This is a genomic window from Mesorhizobium sp. M7A.F.Ca.ET.027.02.1.1 (assembly GCF_004022985.1).
Classification (GTDB): Bacteria; Pseudomonadota; Alphaproteobacteria; order Rhizobiales; family Rhizobiaceae; genus Mesorhizobium.
The window spans coordinates 1-15,495 of the sequence record NZ_RZOL01000118.1 but is presented as its reverse complement, the minus strand read 5'-3'; the positions used below and the strand labels follow the sequence as shown (position 1 = coordinate 15,495).

Here is a 15,495-nt window from a genome sequence, read left to right as displayed (position 1 = left end):
CGGCTGCGGGGCCGGCGGCTGGGCAAGTCGGGTCATCCCGACGGGAAGGATCGATAGCGCCGTGAAGGCGATGCCGATCAGCGGCGCATCCGCTGTCCTGATATCGACCAGCGCCAGCGTCGCGTAGCCGACGCCAAGCCCGGCGACATAGGCAACGTAGAAGAAAGCCATGACCCGGCCACGGATGGCGTTGGCAACGGCGTCGTTCAGCCAGCTCTGCGCGACGATGAACAGGCCGCAGATGGCAAAGCCGTAGAGCGCGCGGGCGGCTATCCACAGCAGCGGATGGACCCCGGCGCCGACGGCGGCGTTGGCGAGTGCGATCAGCGCCGACAACACCATGAAGGCACGGGCATGGCCGACCCTTCGCACCAGCGGTCCGGTCAGGATGCAGCCCGCCAGCCCACCGGCCGAAAGTCCGGTGATGATAAGTCCGGCCCAGGTCGGATCGAAACCCTCGGCGCCGAGCCGAACCGGGATATAGGCAAACATCAGCCCGTTGCCGACGGCTATCAGTGCCATCGACACGATGACGCTGGCAATCGCGATCAGCGGTGTGGGCTCGGCGCCCTGCTCGGCTTCGCTGCGGGTGGGAATCGACATGCCTGCTCAGGATTGCCCATGAAACGGGCAAAGGGAGCGATAAAAGCGACATGGGCGGGCGGTCGGGCTCACCCCTTCGCCAGCTTGCGGATCGCACTTGATGACAGCGACGAGCGCGGGCCGTGGATAAAGGTCCAGGCCGGTGCTTTCATGCGGGCAAGCCGCGGCGCATCGCCCTCGTCGATGCGGGCATAGTCGAAGGTCTTGGCGACGACGGAGGACAGGAACGACAGCGTCGCGCCCGGGCGGTCGATGACGGCGATCGGGAAGGTCATGACGATCTCGCGCCAGCGCTGCCAGCGGTGGAAATCGCGCAAACTATCCGCCCCCATGATCCAGACGTAGTCGACCCCGGGATTGCGCGCCTTGACCAGCGCCAGCGTGTCGGCGGTGTAGCGGACGTGATGGGCGGCTTCGAACGCGGTGACCTTGATCTTCGGGTTCTTGGCGATCTGCTCCGACAGCTGCAGCCGTTCGCCGAGCGGCGCCAGTTCCCTGGTGTTCTTCAGCGGATTGCCCGGCGTGACCATCCACCACAGCTGATCGAGCGCCAGGCGCCTGAGCGCGATCTCGGCGACCAGCGCATGGCCGGCATGCGGCGGATTGAACGAGCCGCCGAACAGGCCGACGGCGAGGCCTTTCTCGGCATGCGGCATCTTCAGGTAACGGGAGGGTACCGCCGGTTCGGAAGATGCCAGCATTGCCTCAGGCTCTGACAACGAAAAGCTTCAAGGCCTCACCTGTCCCGACCCGCGCACGCGGTATTTGAACGAGGTCAGTTGCTCGACGCCGACCGGTCCGCGCGCATGCATCTTGCCGGTGGCTATGCCGATCTCGGCGCCCATGCCGAACTCACCGCCATCGGCGAACTGCGTCGATGCGTTGTGCAGCAGGATCGCCGAATCGATCTCGTTGAAGAATCTTTCGACGGCTTGCGCGTCCTCGGCGACGATCGCCTCGGTGTGATGCGAGGAAAACGTCTCGATATGCTCGATGGCACCGGCAACGCCGTCGACCAGCTTCACCGCGATGATGGCGTCGAGATATTCGGTCACCCAGTCGGCATCGATCGCCGGCTTGGCATCGAAAAACACTTTCAGCACGTCGGCATCGGCATGGATTTCGCAACCGGCGGCGCGCAGTGCGTCGAGGATCGGCACCAGATGGGTGGAGGCGACCGCCTGGTCGACCAGCAGCGTCTCGGCGGCACCGCAGACGCCGGTGCGCCGCATCTTGGCGTTGACGGCTATCCGCACCGCCATGTCGAGATCGGCCGAGCGGTCGATGTAGAGATGGCAGATGCCTTCGAGATGCGCGAAAACCGGCACCCGCGCCTCGCTCTGCACCCGCCCAACGAGGCTTTTGCCACCACGCGGAATGATGACATCCAGCGTACCGCCGAGGCCCTTCAGCATCTCGCCGACGGCGGCGCGATCGGTGGTCGGCACCAGTTGGATGGCGTCGTCCGGCAGGCCGGCTTCCTTCAGCCCTTCGACCAGGCAGGCATGGATGGCGGCCGACGAATTGAGCGAATCCGAGCCGCCGCGCAGGATCACCGGATTGCCGGCTTTCAGGCACAGCGCGCCGGCATCGGCGGTGACGTTCGGGCGGCTCTCATAGATGACGCCGACGACGCCGAGCGGCGTGCGCACACGCTCGATATGCAGGTCGTTCGGCCTGTCCCATTGCGCCATCACATCGCCGACCGGATCGCGCAGCGCGGCGATTTCCCGGATGCCGTCGGCCATGGCGCGAATACGCGCCGGATCGAGCTTCAGCCGATCCATGAAGGAGGCGGAAAGCCCGGATTCCTGGCCGTTCGAGACATCGATGGCGTTGGCGTCGAGAATGTCCTGCTCACGAGCGACGATCGCCTCTGCCATTGCGAGGAGTGCGGCGTTCTTGGCGGCGGTCGTGGCAATGGCCAGCGGTCGGGCGGCAGCGCGGGCACGACGGCCGATATCGGCCATCGTTGCTACGGTGTCATCCCCGGATTTTTCATGCAGTTTCAGCATGGCTCATCCTCCGCTGGTTACCTGGTCACTGGCCAGTACTTGGTCGCCGGCCCGTACTTGGTCACCCGAATGGCTTACCACAAGGTCGTCGCGGTGGATCATCGCCGAACGCGCCTCGTAGCCGAGCACGGTTTCGATCTCGGTCGTCTTCAGGCCCGCGATCCTTACGGCATCGGCCGCATCGTAGGCAACCAGCCCGCGCGCGATCTCGCGGCCCTCGGGCGACAGGATAGCCACCGTGTCGCCGCGCGAGAAATTGCCGCTGACCAGCTTGACGCCGGCCGGCAGCAACGACTTTCCCGACAGCAGCGCACCGATGGCGCCGGCATCGACCGTAAGCCGGCCGGCCGGTTCGAGCTGGCCGGCGATCCAGGTCTTGTAGCCCTTGACCGGGTTGCTGCTCGGCCGAAAGAAAGTAGCGCGCTCGCCGCGTTCGATCGCCATCAGCGGCGACAACCGCGTGCCCGACGTGATGATCATCGCGGTGCCGGCGGCGGTGGCGATCTTGCCGGCATCGAGCTTCGTGCGCATGCCGCCGCGCGACAGCTCGGAAGCAGCCGCCCCCGCCATCGCCTCGATATCGGGCGTGATGCGGTCGACCACCGGAATGAATTTAGCTTGGGGGTCACGCGCCGGCGGCGCCGTATAGAGGCCATCGATGTCGGAGAGCAGTACCAGGAGGTCGGCGCCCATCATGGTGGCGACGCGAGCCGCCAGCCGGTCATTGTCGCCATAGCGGATTTCGGACGTCGCCACCGTGTCGTTTTCGTTGATGACCGGCACCGCCTTCATCTTGAGCAGCGTCGAGATCGTTGCCCGTGCGTTGAGATAGCGGCGGCGCTCCTCGGTGTCGCCGAGCGTCAGCAGGATCTGGCCCGATTTCAGGCTGCCCTTGCCGAGCGCATCCGACCACGCGCCGGCCAATGCGATCTGCCCGACGGCTGCCGCGGCCTGGCTCTCTTCGAGCTTCAAGGCGCGCTTGCCGAGACCAAGGATCGTGCGGCCAAGCGCAATGGCGCCGGACGAGACGACGAGGATTTCAGCGCCGCCCTTGGCCAGCCCGGCAATGTCGTCGGCGAGCGAGGCCAGCCAGTCGCGATTCAGCCCCGTCGTGCGGTCGACGAGCAGCGCCGAGCCGATCTTGACGGTGATGCGCCGATATTTTCCCAGCGACTGCATCGTCCTACTTTTCCCAGCGCGTCTCGACTGGCGCAGCGATCTGCGCACGCGCCTCGGCCACCACCGACATCAACGCCCGCAGCACCGCCTCGACGCCTTCGCCGGTGACGGCCGACAACAGCATCGGTGCGCGGCCGGCGGCACGCTTCAGCGAGGCGACTTTTTTCTTGCGCGCATCGGCGTCGAGCGTGTCGACCTGGGACAGTGCCACGATCTCGACCTTGTCGGTCAGGCCGTTGCCATAGGCCTCGAGCTCCGCGCGCACGGTCTTGTAGGCTTTGCCCGGATTTTCCTCCTGCGCCGAAACCAGATGCAACAGCACACGCGTGCGCTCGACATGGCCAAGGAAGCGGTCGCCGATGCCGACACCCTCATGCGCGCCTTCGATGAGGCCCGGAATATCGGCGATGACGAATTCGCGCGCATCGATGCGGGCAACGCCGAGGCCGGGATGCAGCGTCGTGAACGGATAGTCGGCGATCTTCGGCTTGGCCGCGGTGACCGCCGCCAGGAATGTCGACTTGCCGGCATTCGGCAGCCCGACCAGTCCGGCATCGGCGATCAGCTTCAGCCGCAGCCAGATGTTGAGCTCCTGCCCCGGCAGGCCGGGGTTGGCGCGGCGCGGCGCCTGGTTGGTCGATGTCTTGAAATGCTGGTTGCCAAAACCGCCATTTCCGCCCTTGGCCAGCAGAAAGCGCTGGCCGACCACGGTCAGATCGCAGATCAGCGTCTCGTTGTCTTCTTCGAACACTTGCGTTCCCGCCGGCACTTTCAGCGTGACATCGGCGCCCTTGGCGCCGGTCATGTTGCGGCCCATGCCGTGGACGCCGGTCTTGGCCTTGAAATGCTGCTGGTAGCGGTAGTCTATTAGCGTGTTCAGCCCGTCGACCGCCTCCAGCCAGACATCGCCGCCACGGCCGCCATCACCGCCATCCGGCCCGCCGAACTCGATGAACTTTTCGCGCCGGAACGACACGGAACCGGCGCCACCGTCACCGGAGCGGATGTAGACCTTGGCTTGATCGAGAAATTTCATGGGATTGTACAGTTTCTACTAGTGGCCTTGCGGCATTGCTCTAAACCTTGGCCCTTGCTCTAAACCAAGGCGCGGCGAAGGGCGAGGCCGTTTTGTGACAATGGCCGCGCGGGATCGGCCGGAGAGATGCCGGAATGAAGCTTGTAACCTACAATATCCAGTACGGCATCGGCCTCGACGGGCAGTACGATGTCGGACGCATCGCTGATGCCGTGCGCGGCGCCGATGTGATCGCTCTGCAGGAAGTGACCCGCAACAATCCCAGGAACGGCGGCCGCGACATGGTCGCCGAGATCGGCGAGGCGCTGCCCGACTACTTCGCCGTCTATGGCAGCAATTTCGAGGCCAATATCGGTTCGCACATCGACAATGGCCGCGCCATCACGAAAACCTTCCAGCTCGGCAACATGGTGCTGTCGAAAACGCCTATTCATCTGTCGCGCAACCTGCTTTTGCCGCGCAGCCGCAGCTTCGAGATGATGAACTTCCAGCGTGGCGCGCTGGAAGCGCTGATCGAGACGCCGCTTGGTTTCATCCGCTTCTATTCCATCCATCTCGATCACCGCAGCCCCGTCGAACGCGCCAGCCAGATCCAGTTCCTGCGCCAACGCATGCTGAACTACGCGCTCGAAGGCGGCGCGCTGTCCGGCGTCGCCGAGATCGGCCTGCCGGAATTGCCGCATCCCGAAGCCTTTGTGGGCATGGGCGATTTCAACATGTTGGCCGGCTCACCCGAATATATCGAACTCGCCGGCCGGCCGGATCATGAATTCGGCATGCCGCTGACCGCCGACTTCGCCGTCGATGCCGCCTTGCGCTTGAACGCCACCGGCGACGATCTCATCAGCTGGGTCGACCCGAAACAACCCACCGATCCCAGCCGCCACAAGCGCATCGACTACATCTTCACCAGCGCGTCGCTCGCCAAATCCCTGCAGCGCCTGTGGGTCGACCGAAAGGCCGTCGGCTCGGACCACCTGCCGGTCTGGGTCGAACTGGGCTGATCCAAGTTTGCCTCCCATTGGTTTCGCGCCGTACCCGATGTGTGTCGAGATTCAGGTCAGGCCGAGCCGAGAATAGTGGCTTCCGAGAACCGGAGCGGAGCGTACTTTTCGTACGCGAGCACCGGAAGCGCAGGAAGCCGCCATTCGCAGGCCGGCCTCACCTGAATATCGGCACACATCAAAAGTGGACCCAGTTCCGCAGGCTCGTCCAGGTCTTGCGATCGAGCCGGTAGCGCTCGACCGGCACCTGGCCGGCGACAATCGAATTCAGCATGCCCTGGCCGGCATACTGGAACCCGCACTTGTGGATGACGCGGCGCGAGGCCGGATTGATGACCCGCGTCGAGGCATGCAGAACCTGGATCGACGTCCTCTGGAAGGCGAGATCGACCAGCGCGTGCGCCGCCTCGGTCGCATAGCCCTTCTTCCAGTGCGGCTCGCCGATCCAGTAACCGAGTTCCAGCCCGCGATCGGTGGTGTTGAGACCGGCGCAGCCGACGAAGGTGTCGGTGCCGGCCAACGTCAGGGCATAAGCGATGCCGGCCCGGCGCGACTTGGTCATGGCCAGGAAAGAGCGCGCCTCGGGCTCGCCATAGGGGTGCGGCATGCGGGCCAGCATTTCGGCGACATGGCGGTTGTCGGCAAGTTCGACCAGTTGCGCGATATCGCCTTCGTGAGGCGCCCGCATCACCAGTCGCTCGGTGACCAGCACCGGACAATCTATCGCGTAACTTTCGTCTTCTGAGTCTTCCGCTTCGGCAACCATTTGAAAGTCCTCCAGGCACAAGAAAAAGGGGAGATGGAAACCCATCTCCCCTGATCCTTTTCCTGGCTTTGCCAGACACCGGTTCCCGAGATGGGCGCCGGTGTTCTAGTGCGGAACCGGCTACTCCGCGGCTTTGGCAATCGGGTTGACCGATACGTAGGTTCGGCCGTTGGCTTTTTTGTTGAACGTCACGGCGCCGGTCTCGAGCGCAAAAAGCGTATGGTCCGTGCCCATGCCGACATTGACGCCGGGATGCCACGTGGTGCCGCGTTGACGAATGATGATGTTGCCCGGGATGACGGCTTCGCCGCCGAACTTCTTCACGCCCAGACGCTTGGAATGCGAGTCGCGACCGTTGCGCGACGAGCCGCCAGCTTTCTTGTGTGCCATCTAACTAACTCCGTTGCGCCGCAAGGCGCCTAAAAGGCCTTATGAACGCGTTCGCGTTCCGTTTCAAGTCCGATCCGGCGACCAGGTCGCCAGAAAATTACTTCGCAGCCAATTCCTTGGCCTGCTCGCGCCAGTCCTTGATCTGGTCGGAGCTGAAGGACATGTGCTCGTCGATCTTGGCGACATCCTTGTCGGTCAGCTTGGCGAGCTGCGCGAAGGTGATGATGCCCTGCTCGTTGAGATCCTTGGCTGCGACCGGGCCGATGCCCTTGATCACGGTCAGATCGTCCGGCTCACCCTTCGGCGCCTTGAACAGCGGCGCTGCCGCGGTCTCGGCTGCCTTTGTCTCGGCTGCCTTGGCCTTGGGCTCCTTCTTCGGCGCGGCTTCCGCCTGCACCTCGGTGGCGGCCTCGGCCTTCACCTTCTTCGGCGCCTTGACCGATGCCGTCTTCGTCGGCTTGGCGCCACCCAGCAGGATCTCGGAGATCCGCACGGTGGTCAAAAGCTGACGATGGCCGATCTTGCGGCGCGAATTCTGCCGGCGGCGCTTCTTGAAGGCGATGACGGTGCGGTTCTTGCCCTGTTCGACGACTTCGGCGGTGACCACCGCGCCGTCGACGAACGGCGCGCCGAACGTGACATTCTCGCCCTCGCCATGCGCCAGCACATGGCCGATCTCGACCATATCGCCGACATTGGCTTCGACTTTTTCGATCTTCAGGAGATCGTTGGCGGCAACGCGATACTGCTTGCCACCCGTTTTAATGACTGCGAACATTTTTTGCCTTTCGCTGTTCGGTCGGCCTTGATGAACCGCATCTGGCGGTTCGGCCGTCTTTTTGTCAGTCTGCGGGTTCAAAAAACAAGCGGCGCGGAAGAACCCTCCACGCCGATTGCGCGCTGTCCCTAACCGAAGGTTGGGGGCGAGTCAAGGCAAACCAGCCGCGCCGTTTCCGAGACCGTCATTGGCGGGCACGGACCGGCTGTGCCGACATGCCCACGGCGTTGCCCCGCCTGGGCTGAGGATGGGTGACTGGTCGGCAATCTGCCTCGGGTCTCGCTGTACCCCAGCAGCCCGTGAATCCGCCGCTTGCCAAGCAAGCCAAATAACTGACGGATTGGCCTTGTAACCTGCCCGTTCAGCCGTTATCTAGTGCGCCGCGCCGGCAACGGCCGACCATGACCGCGGAGAGGTGGCAGAGTGGTCGAATGCACCGCACTCGAAATGCGGCATGGGTGCAAGCCCATCGGGGGTTCGAATCCCTCCCTCTCCGCCATTTAGCTTCCATAATAATCGTTTCCTTTCAAAAGCTTCCTTGTTGCGCTTGACCAGCGCGAAGCGAAACTTATCTTAGACTGTGTAACAAACTGTGTAACATTAGAGAAAGATAATGCGACGTTCCGCAGCGCCAAAGCCGCATAAACGTGAAGGCATCTGGTATCTCGTCCGCAGGGTGCCGAAGGAATTCGCGGCGTTTGATCGCCGCTGCCTAGTACGCATTTCCACGGGCGTCGCCGTGGCTGACGATCCCCGCGGTGTACGGGCGCGAGATGCAGTGCAAAGCCTCGGCGCGGGGCTGGAGGCGTATTGGCGTAGACTGCGGGAAGGCCAATCCGCCGAGGCGGGGCTGCGTTTCGAAGCCGCGAGGAAGCGCGCGCGGTCATTTGGATTGGCCTATCGCTCTAACGAGGAACTAGCAGCGGGGCCGCTCGACGAACTCATGGCCCGTATCAAGCTGCTCCTCGACAAAAAATCGATCGAGGACGCGCAGGACGTCTCGGCCGTCATGGGTGGGGAGAAGCGGCCAGCGGTCCGCCTGAGCGGTCTTATCAAGGAATTCGAGACGATCGAGCAACAGAACTTGCTGACCATGTCGCCTAACCAAATCAAGAAATGGCGTAACCCCAAAAAGCGCGCAGTTGCCAATCTGGTTGGAGTCATTGGCGACAAGGAGATCGCAAGCCTCACTCGGGACGACGCAATCGCGTTCCGCGAGTGGTGGCAAAAGCGGATCGTTGAGGATGGACTTGATATCGGTACGGCCAACAAGGACATCGGCCATGTTTCGAAAATGCTGCGCGTCGTCGATCTGACTCACCAGCTCAAGCTGGAGCCGGTTTTTCGAAACCTGCGTCTTTCCGGCGCCGTCCCCGGGCAACGCGCTGCGTTCACAGCGGAGTTCATTCAGGAGAAGATACTCGCTGAAGGCGCGCTCGACGGACTCAATGACGAAGCCCGCCATCTAATCTATGTGATTGCCGATACCGGACTCAGGCTTTCTGAAGCGGCAAACCTCACCACCGAAACAATCCACCTCGATCAAGAAATCCCGCATGTGCGGGTGCGCCCCAATGGCCGTCGCTTGAAGACCGGTCATTCAGCCCGTGACATTCCCTTGGTTGGCGGCGCACTTGCAGCCATCAAGCTCCATCCGGACGGCTTTCCTCGTTATCGCGACAAGGCCGCGTCACTTTCAGCGCTCGTCAACAAGGTGCTCGCCAGCAAGGAACTTCTGCCGACTTCCGAGCATAGTCTTTATAGCCTGCGACACACTTTCGAGGACCGGCTGACGGCAGTTGAGGCGCCGGAGAAGGTAATTGCTTCTCTGATGGGCCACAAATGGATCCGGCCCAAATACGGCGCGGGACCTTCGTTAGCGCAAAAGCGCGAGTGGCTTCAAAAAATCGCTTTTACCCCGCCCGGGCGAATGTGATTGCGGCGCCATCCAGGCCTTGAGAACCAACCTCACGGCTCCAGCTGTCCGAGCCATTTAGGTTGAGCGTGGCCAGCACGCGCTGCGCTCGCTCGCGATTTCCGAGCTTCCGCCGCATTTGTTCGACCTCGTATTCCAGCCTTTCGAAGGTCGGTATATAGGCATCTCCATGCCGGATGACCAAGTAGGCGGCAACAGCTAGACAGCATTCTAGCTCCGTGGCCGATGGATCGGAAAAAGGGGCGACGCCATACCAAGACGAGCAACGCCTCTCGAGGGCTTCCGAACTAGGCAAACGGCCAGCATGTGGCATGGGATACAAACCTATGCCTGATCGACGAACCTAAAGTGCTCACGAAGCTTGACCGGTACGCGGGCCATCGGAGGGTTCTGCCTAAAACCGCCAAAAATTTTGAAACACCCATTCATCCGGCTCGAATTCAAAGGGATCGGCGATTTTTGGGTTATGGCTTGCAAGCATAGTTCAGCCCAGACAAGAACGCCTGATATCTTGTCGTTCACTGTCACCCTGCCAAATATGGTGCCGGTGACAACGGCAGTTTGGCGAGCAGAAGAATTCCCGAGACTGAGACGTTCTACGGCTTGGCCCATGTTCGCGCTCCTCCTCGATTGGAGACAGGATGGGCCATATGGAAGCGAATAAAAGGAGGTTGGTGACGAGTCTCGGTAGTGGAGTAGAAACGGGTGGAAAAGCTTGCGCTATTCGCCGTCGGCGCCGCTAAGCGCATTTGAGAGAAGGGGCAACGATCGCCAAGAGATGACGTCCGATCGCAAGCCGGCTAGAAATGCGACAGTGACGCGCCTTTTTTGGCACGACCTTAGCACCCGATCGGGCCTCAGCTGGTCGTCGTTGCGCAGCCGATCGGGTGCGATTTTTATAAAGCTCTCTTGGCTTTAGCTTTGAGAGCCCGTCATCGAGACAAATGCAAGGGAACGGTCCCGCCCCCTGGGGACATTCGACATGCCGTGGCAGCTTCCTATGGTGAGCCAGCGCATTCCGATACACGTTTTCCGCGCTCTACCGTTGCTCCAGCACCTGTGCTGAGGCTGAGCGCTTGATCAGGACCCGACCGCTGCTGTTGCGGGATGGTGACTGGGTTGAGGTCGCGAAAACCTTGACCGCGGGTACGTTGTTCATCCAGATGAGCGCTGAGCCGAGAAGCAGCCAAGAACGCTTCCCGTAATCGAATCCTACGGGAACCGCGAAACCAGCGTCCAAGGGACGCAATTCTCCGACGTCGTTCACTCAAGCTCATCTCGCAACTTGAACGCTTGTATGAAGCCGCTGCATGTGCGCCGGTGGACCGGATTGCTGCTATCCAAACCACGTGCTCAGTTTCGCCCCCGTAATAACTCTACCGTCCGAAACGGCTTTCGCGCGTCAGGTCCACCCCACATGAAAGTTCCGCGAGCAGCACGGACGGAGAGGCCGGTCACAACTCCTTCGCGTGCTCTTTTACTACCGAATCAAGTGCCAAATGGAGAGGCACTGCCTTAGAGAACAGGAAGCCCTGCGCGGTTCTGCAGCCAAGCTTGTACAGAGTTTGCCGATCTGCCTCTGTTTCAACGCCCTCGGCCATGACCTCGATCCCGAGCGTCCTACCAAGGTCAATCACCGCTTTGACAAGCAGCCGATTCTCCCGGGACTTGGCTAAGCCGCGAATGAAGCCCTGATCTATTTTCACTTTCCTGATCCGACTGTCCTTGAGCGATGCCAACGTCGAAAAACCGGTGCCGAAGTCCTCGAGCGCGATAGAAATGCCAGCATGTGAAAGCTGGCCGAGCTTTTCATCCACTCTGTCCGGATCCACTGGGGCTTCTTCGGTAATCTCGATGTCGAACATCGTTGCAGGGAGGTCTTTTGCCGCCAGACCATTAAGAATCATCTCGTCAATATCGCCAGCTTCCAACTCGCGCGGTGAAACATTCATCGCCACACGAACATCACGACGGTCAGCTTTGACCAAGCCCTCGATAAGAGCGCAACAGTCGGCGAATACCGTTTGAGTTAGCAGCTGAAGCATTCCAGTTTCGCGTGCCGCTGTCATGATCTCGGGCGGAGAAATGGGACCGTGAAGCGGGTGAGACCATCTTAGCAAGGCTTCAAAACCGACGACGCTTCAGTTTCGAGTCTTACGATTGGCTGAAACCAAGCGACCAAGCTTCTCATCGTTATCGCCGAATGAAGATCGCGTTCGATTGACTGGCGGCGTTGCAGTTCCCGGGCTAGCTCGGCACCGAACAGACAAAATTCATTCCTGCCGCGGCGCTTAGCTGTGTAAAGGGCGATGTCGGCCCGCAACAACATTTCCGTCAGTCCGGGGTTTTCAGCCAAGTAGATTCCTATAGACGCTCCAATGCGGACGGATGCGATCCCAGGATAGGGGCGAGCAAGCTTGGCTATGAGATTGGACGCGAGATTGGTGGGAGAAGGAGAATTCTTTCGCGAAGAAAAAACCAGCACGAATTCATCCCCACCGATGCGGGCGAGCGTTGAGCCCTCCGGTGCTTCTTCCTCTATTCGGCGGGCGATCCTGGCAAGCAGCTCGTCACCCGTTCTGTGACCGTAGGTACCGTTGACAGATTTGAACCCGTCCAGATCAATCAGCATGGCCACAAAGGGTCCATCGGTGTTCTCAAACTGATCGATTGCATGTTCGAGGCCCCGCCTGTTGAGGAGCGCGGTAAGATGGTCCTCCCTGGAATTGCGCTCCATTTCCGCGGCAAGCCGCTCGGCTTGATGTCTCAGGCGGCTCGCGTCACGGAAGCGCGCTTGTCCAACGAACGAGGATCGAACCAGGCCGCCCTCGAAAAGCAGGACGGCAAAAGCCAGAATGTAGTTTTCCGGGGCTCCCTTCGTCAGCAAACATGCGGCGGCAATGAGGAGTGGCGGTGTGATGAAGCATATCGCTGCCGCAGCATATGAGCTGCCGTACGTGACCGCGCCAGCTGAAATGCCCGCCAGAATTATTAGATGCAGCGATGCTTGAGACGTCGTGTATCCAGCCGTTAGGATGGCAAGGAATGACCAGGTGAATCCCGCCAGAAGAGCAAGCCTGCCAAACCAGCGAAGCCGCAGCCAAACCCGTGTCAGATCATCCTGGACTCCGGGTTCCTTCAGCTGATGACGGGCGAGTGCAAGGCGGGCGGCATTTATCGCATTAACGACCGAAAACCAGGCCGCGCCAGCAAGACCGTTCCCGGAAAGGGCCTGCACGGTCAAAATCAGCCCGGACAGCACAATGCTTATCGGCATTGAGACGAAAAGGCCTGCCCTCAGATCAGCGAGCTGGTCCTGAAGGATTCTCGCCTCCAGCGGATCTTCTTTTCCAAGGCTGGACGGGTCAGCTTGCTTACTCCTGCTTGTCCGCAGCCTATGCAGCCCCCCTGAAGGACGGGTTAATTCTTCAATCGGAGATCAGCGTCGGGGAGCAGGATTACTCCGGTGCATCATGCACTCTCTCCCATCGCTCGCCCAGCACGCGCAAAAATGCGACTGCTGGTGCAGTATCACCGCTGGAGCTCCGCCGATATCCCATGCCGGACAAGGGGAACATGTTGGGCAAAGCGAAGCCCCAGATGCCTTGCAAGCCGTGCCGCCAGGTGGTCTCTGGAGTAGAGTCCAATCAATATGTTCGTTGCATGGTAGAGCGGCGCCGCCGACAGGCGCAGCCGCCTTTCGTATATATGCAGCATGTCGGGGTCGCCAACATTGCGGCCGTCGCGGCACGCAGTCATGATTCCACGGGCGAGTTGCTTCTGGCTGCTGAGACCGATGTTGAATCCGTGAGCGGTCACCGGGTGCATGCCGATGGCAGCGTCGCCGATGAGTGCGGCGCTCGGCGCCCGGAATTTGTGCGCCCAGGTCGTGACCAGCGGATAGGTGTGGCGCTTGCTTGCCAAGGTCATTTTTCCAAGGCGCCCTCGACACCGTTTCGTCAACTCCGACAGGAACAAATCATCATCGAAGGCAAGCAGTCTATAGGCCTCGTTTGAGCGCAATGTGAGCAGCAGCGACGACATGCCCTCCGCGAGGGGCAACATCGCTATCGTCTGATGGTGATCGAACCATTCGATGGCGATCTGGTGGTGGGCGCGCTCGTGCCTCACTCGGCAAATCAGCATCGAGTGGCCAAGCCGGTTGATATCGGCGCCGATGCCTAGCAGATCACGCGTGGCGGACAAACGCGAATCCGCGGCAACAACCAGCCGAGCAGTTAAACGCGCGCCATTAGAGAGCGTTACGACTGCTCCTTCTTGGCTGTTTGTTGCATCGACGACCGAGTGGCCGCACAACAGCCGGGCGCGATCCTGCAAGCGGACGATTTTGAACAGCGCCTCGCGGATCCGGCAATTTGGAACCAAAACCCCCAGCGGTTCTCCAGAGTTGCTGGGAGGATCGAAACGAAGAGCGAATGCGCTCGAGCCGTTGAGCACGCGCGCGCCTTGAAGTGCTGATTTGTCCGAAGCCGGGATGACATCCCAGGCGCCGAGCTCGCGAAGGGTTCTGATCGAAGCGTTGGTCAGCGCGATTTCGCGACCATCGAAAGCCGGATTCGCCAGACTATCGAATGTGTTCTGTTCAACAACTGCCACCTTGAGTTCGCTTTGGGCAAGCGACGCAGCGAACGAAAGGCCGACCGGGCCGGCTCCAACGACAACGATGTCAAAATTATCGTCAGAGCCCATCAGCGTGCCGCCATCCGGTCGCCTATCCTCGTGTAACGGTGGAACTGAGCCGAGTGACATGAGCTCCGTGGCCGCCGCATTGCCTAAAGGCGCTGGGCCGGGAGATTCGCATCGATCGGCAACGAAGCACTCAAAGCGCTCAGAGGTGGATGCGGCTAACCGATCCCGCCCTTTGGCCGCGCAGCCGCGCAGATCGCCGCCAGCAAGCGAGACACTCGCGACGCTGGTCAGCCACGGCCGCGCCGCATCGATCGCCACATTCCACCTGGAACCCTTGCGCATACTACTCACGCTCCACGACGTCGAAGCGGGCTCTCTTGCGAGGGTATCGAACGTAGCGCTCTCTCTCGTCATCCCAGCCAAGGTAGCGGAAACTTTTATCCACGACCGCGCATATCTCATCAAGAACCTGCTGCATGGCTTCGATGTCGATGTCCTTGCAATTCAGTCGCCGATAGAGCAAAGCCCACGCGGCGACATAGTCGTCGAAATAGCGCGCGTCACTCGAACCAATGATCAACTTCGGACGGTTGATCGATCTCGAAAACGCACGTCCCAACCCCGATGATGCTCCGCAGCACGTTGACATCACGAGGATCTTCGGCGCTGGATGCGAGCCCTGGAACATTTCTACGAAGTCAGCCCAAAGAAGGCCACTTTCGACGCACACAACCCATCAAAGGCGAAAGCTGTTGATCGGCCCCCGTGTCCGCGCAGCCACGCGGATGGTCAGCCAGCAAGCGAGATACACACGACGCCGGTCAGCTAATGGCTGCGCCGTAAGCACAAGGCATGGCCGACCACACGACAGAAAACCCAGAACCGTGAAGGTGCTGATAATGACGACCAATCTTTCCGTAAGTCATGCATTTCTCCGTCGAAGACTGGTCAATAGAACACACCGATGAGTATGACCCTGATCTGGATCAGCCAGACATGACCAATCGGCACTGGCGGTTCACGGTCAGGTGATCGACCGTGACGTTCCACTTTGGAACCCGTGCGCACATGGCCAAGCTCTCGTCCGGCCACGCGAGGTACTCTCGTGGCATCAGCCGCCTCATACTGGGTGCAATGG

General features: G+C 61.0%; 15 protein-coding genes and 1 tRNA gene. 3 read left to right on the top strand and 13 right to left on the bottom strand.

All coding sequences use genetic code 11. The annotated features are described in order from the left end of the window. The 5 genes from EN749_RS15230 to obgE all read right to left on the bottom strand — a co-directional run. A partial coding sequence (locus tag EN749_RS15230; RefSeq protein WP_128363440.1) for an MFS transporter occupies nucleotides 1–603 on the bottom strand: 603 nt, incomplete at its 3' end. Between the two features lie 68 nt (nucleotides 604–671). After that, complete coding sequence (locus EN749_RS15225) at nucleotides 672–1,304, bottom strand: nicotinate-nucleotide adenylyltransferase (protein ID WP_245466327.1); 633 nt, start codon at nucleotides 1,302–1,304, stop codon at nucleotides 672–674. A gap of 27 nt (nucleotides 1,305–1,331) precedes the next feature. Continuing rightward, nucleotides 1,332–2,618 (bottom strand): glutamate-5-semialdehyde dehydrogenase, encoded by a 1,287-nt coding sequence (locus EN749_RS15220; RefSeq protein ID WP_128363439.1) that lies wholly within the window; start codon nucleotides 2,616–2,618, stop codon nucleotides 1,332–1,334. 3 nt (nucleotides 2,619–2,621) lie between these two features. Beyond that, nucleotides 2,622–3,797 carry a glutamate 5-kinase gene (gene proB, locus EN749_RS15215; RefSeq protein WP_128288071.1) on the bottom strand — a complete coding sequence of 392 codons (1,176 nt, stop codon included), beginning with the start codon at nucleotides 3,795–3,797 and terminating at the stop codon, nucleotides 2,622–2,624. 4 nt (nucleotides 3,798–3,801) lie between these two features. Continuing rightward, entirely contained in the window at nucleotides 3,802–4,833 is a 1,032-nt protein-coding gene (gene obgE / locus EN749_RS15210) for a GTPase ObgE (RefSeq protein ID WP_127266818.1), read from the bottom strand. Between the two features lie 134 nt (nucleotides 4,834–4,967). Here obgE and EN749_RS15205 point away from each other — a divergent pair, with 134 nt between their 5' ends. Next, nucleotides 4,968–5,837, top strand: coding sequence for an endonuclease/exonuclease/phosphatase family protein (locus tag EN749_RS15205; protein WP_127397610.1), 870 nt, complete (start codon nucleotides 4,968–4,970; stop codon nucleotides 5,835–5,837). Nucleotides 5,838–6,015: 178 nt separating this feature from the next. Here the strand turns inward: EN749_RS15205 and EN749_RS15200 are convergent, their stop codons facing one another. The 3 genes from EN749_RS15200 to EN749_RS15190 all read right to left on the bottom strand — a co-directional run bounded on the left by EN749_RS15200 (nucleotide 6,016) and on the right by EN749_RS15190 (nucleotide 7,771). Then, nucleotides 6,016–6,603: a GNAT family protein gene (locus EN749_RS15200; protein ID WP_164873766.1), complete on the bottom strand. Its 588-nt coding sequence runs from the start codon at nucleotides 6,601–6,603 to the stop codon at nucleotides 6,016–6,018. A 120-nt stretch (nucleotides 6,604–6,723) separates the two neighbouring features. Then, nucleotides 6,724–6,993: a 50S ribosomal protein L27 gene (rpmA, locus tag EN749_RS15195; RefSeq protein ID WP_013529063.1), complete on the bottom strand. Its 270-nt coding sequence runs from the start codon at nucleotides 6,991–6,993 to the stop codon at nucleotides 6,724–6,726. Between the two features lie 97 nt (nucleotides 6,994–7,090). After that, nucleotides 7,091–7,771 (bottom strand): 50S ribosomal protein L21, encoded by a 681-nt coding sequence (locus EN749_RS15190; protein ID WP_128288073.1) that lies wholly within the window; start codon nucleotides 7,769–7,771, stop codon nucleotides 7,091–7,093. 409 nt (nucleotides 7,772–8,180) lie between these two features. Here EN749_RS15190 and EN749_RS15185 point away from each other — a divergent pair. Further along, nucleotides 8,181–8,270, top strand: a tRNA-Ser gene (locus EN749_RS15185). Between the two features lie 114 nt (nucleotides 8,271–8,384). Next, nucleotides 8,385–9,707 (top strand): integrase, encoded by a 1,323-nt coding sequence (locus EN749_RS15180; RefSeq protein ID WP_126057794.1) that lies wholly within the window; start codon nucleotides 8,385–8,387, stop codon nucleotides 9,705–9,707. A 1,454-nt stretch (nucleotides 9,708–11,161) separates the two neighbouring features. Here the strand turns inward: EN749_RS15180 and EN749_RS38770 are convergent. From EN749_RS38770 to EN749_RS38225, 5 genes are all read right to left on the bottom strand, one after another. Beyond that, nucleotides 11,162–11,827 (bottom strand): EAL domain-containing protein, encoded by a 666-nt coding sequence (locus EN749_RS38770; protein ID WP_245454739.1) that lies wholly within the window; start codon nucleotides 11,825–11,827, stop codon nucleotides 11,162–11,164. After that, nucleotides 11,821–12,984 carry a GGDEF domain-containing protein gene (locus EN749_RS38765; protein ID WP_245455339.1) on the bottom strand — a complete coding sequence of 388 codons (1,164 nt, stop codon included), beginning with the start codon at nucleotides 12,982–12,984 and terminating at the stop codon, nucleotides 11,821–11,823. Before EN749_RS38765 ends, EN749_RS38770 begins: the two co-directional genes overlap by 7 nt. A gap of 254 nt (nucleotides 12,985–13,238) precedes the next feature. Beyond that, nucleotides 13,239–14,420 (bottom strand): 5-demethoxyubiquinol-8 5-hydroxylase UbiM, encoded by a 1,182-nt coding sequence (ubiM, locus tag EN749_RS15170; RefSeq protein WP_185928959.1) that lies wholly within the window; start codon nucleotides 14,418–14,420, stop codon nucleotides 13,239–13,241. A gap of 280 nt (nucleotides 14,421–14,700) precedes the next feature. Further along, nucleotides 14,701–14,976: a hypothetical protein gene (locus EN749_RS15165; RefSeq protein ID WP_126063931.1), complete on the bottom strand. Its 276-nt coding sequence runs from the start codon at nucleotides 14,974–14,976 to the stop codon at nucleotides 14,701–14,703. A 329-nt stretch (nucleotides 14,977–15,305) separates the two neighbouring features. Next, nucleotides 15,306–15,495: hypothetical protein (locus tag EN749_RS38225; RefSeq protein ID WP_210214721.1), on the bottom strand; the 190-nt coding region annotated here is incomplete at its 5' end.

What these genes read in the sequence shown, in the direction of transcription:
- EN749_RS15220 (WP_128363439.1), bottom strand. Translation starts at nt 2,618, where the DNA reads ATGCTGAAACTGCATGAAAAATCCGGGGATGACACCGTAGCAACGATG.
- obgE (WP_127266818.1), bottom strand. Translation starts at nt 4,833, where the DNA reads ATGAAATTTCTCGATCAAGCCAAGGTCTACATCCGCTCCGGTGACGGT.
- proB (WP_128288071.1), bottom strand. Translation starts at nt 3,797, where the DNA reads ATGCAGTCGCTGGGAAAATATCGGCGCATCACCGTCAAGATCGGCTCG.
- EN749_RS15190 (WP_128288073.1), bottom strand. Translation starts at nt 7,771, where the DNA reads ATGTTCGCAGTCATTAAAACGGGTGGCAAGCAGTATCGCGTTGCCGCC.
- EN749_RS38765 (WP_245455339.1), bottom strand. Translation starts at nt 12,984, where the DNA reads ATGCCGATAAGCATTGTGCTGTCCGGGCTGATTTTGACCGTGCAGGCC.
- EN749_RS15205 (WP_127397610.1), top strand. Translation starts at nt 4,968, where the DNA reads ATGAAGCTTGTAACCTACAATATCCAGTACGGCATCGGCCTCGACGGG.
- EN749_RS15200 (WP_164873766.1), bottom strand. Translation starts at nt 6,603, where the DNA reads ATGGTTGCCGAAGCGGAAGACTCAGAAGACGAAAGTTACGCGATAGAT.
- EN749_RS15225 (WP_245466327.1), bottom strand. Translation starts at nt 1,304, where the DNA reads ATGCTGGCATCTTCCGAACCGGCGGTACCCTCCCGTTACCTGAAGATG.
- EN749_RS15180 (WP_126057794.1), top strand. Translation starts at nt 8,385, where the DNA reads ATGCGACGTTCCGCAGCGCCAAAGCCGCATAAACGTGAAGGCATCTGG.
- rpmA (WP_013529063.1), bottom strand. Translation starts at nt 6,993, where the DNA reads ATGGCACACAAGAAAGCTGGCGGCTCGTCGCGCAACGGTCGCGACTCG.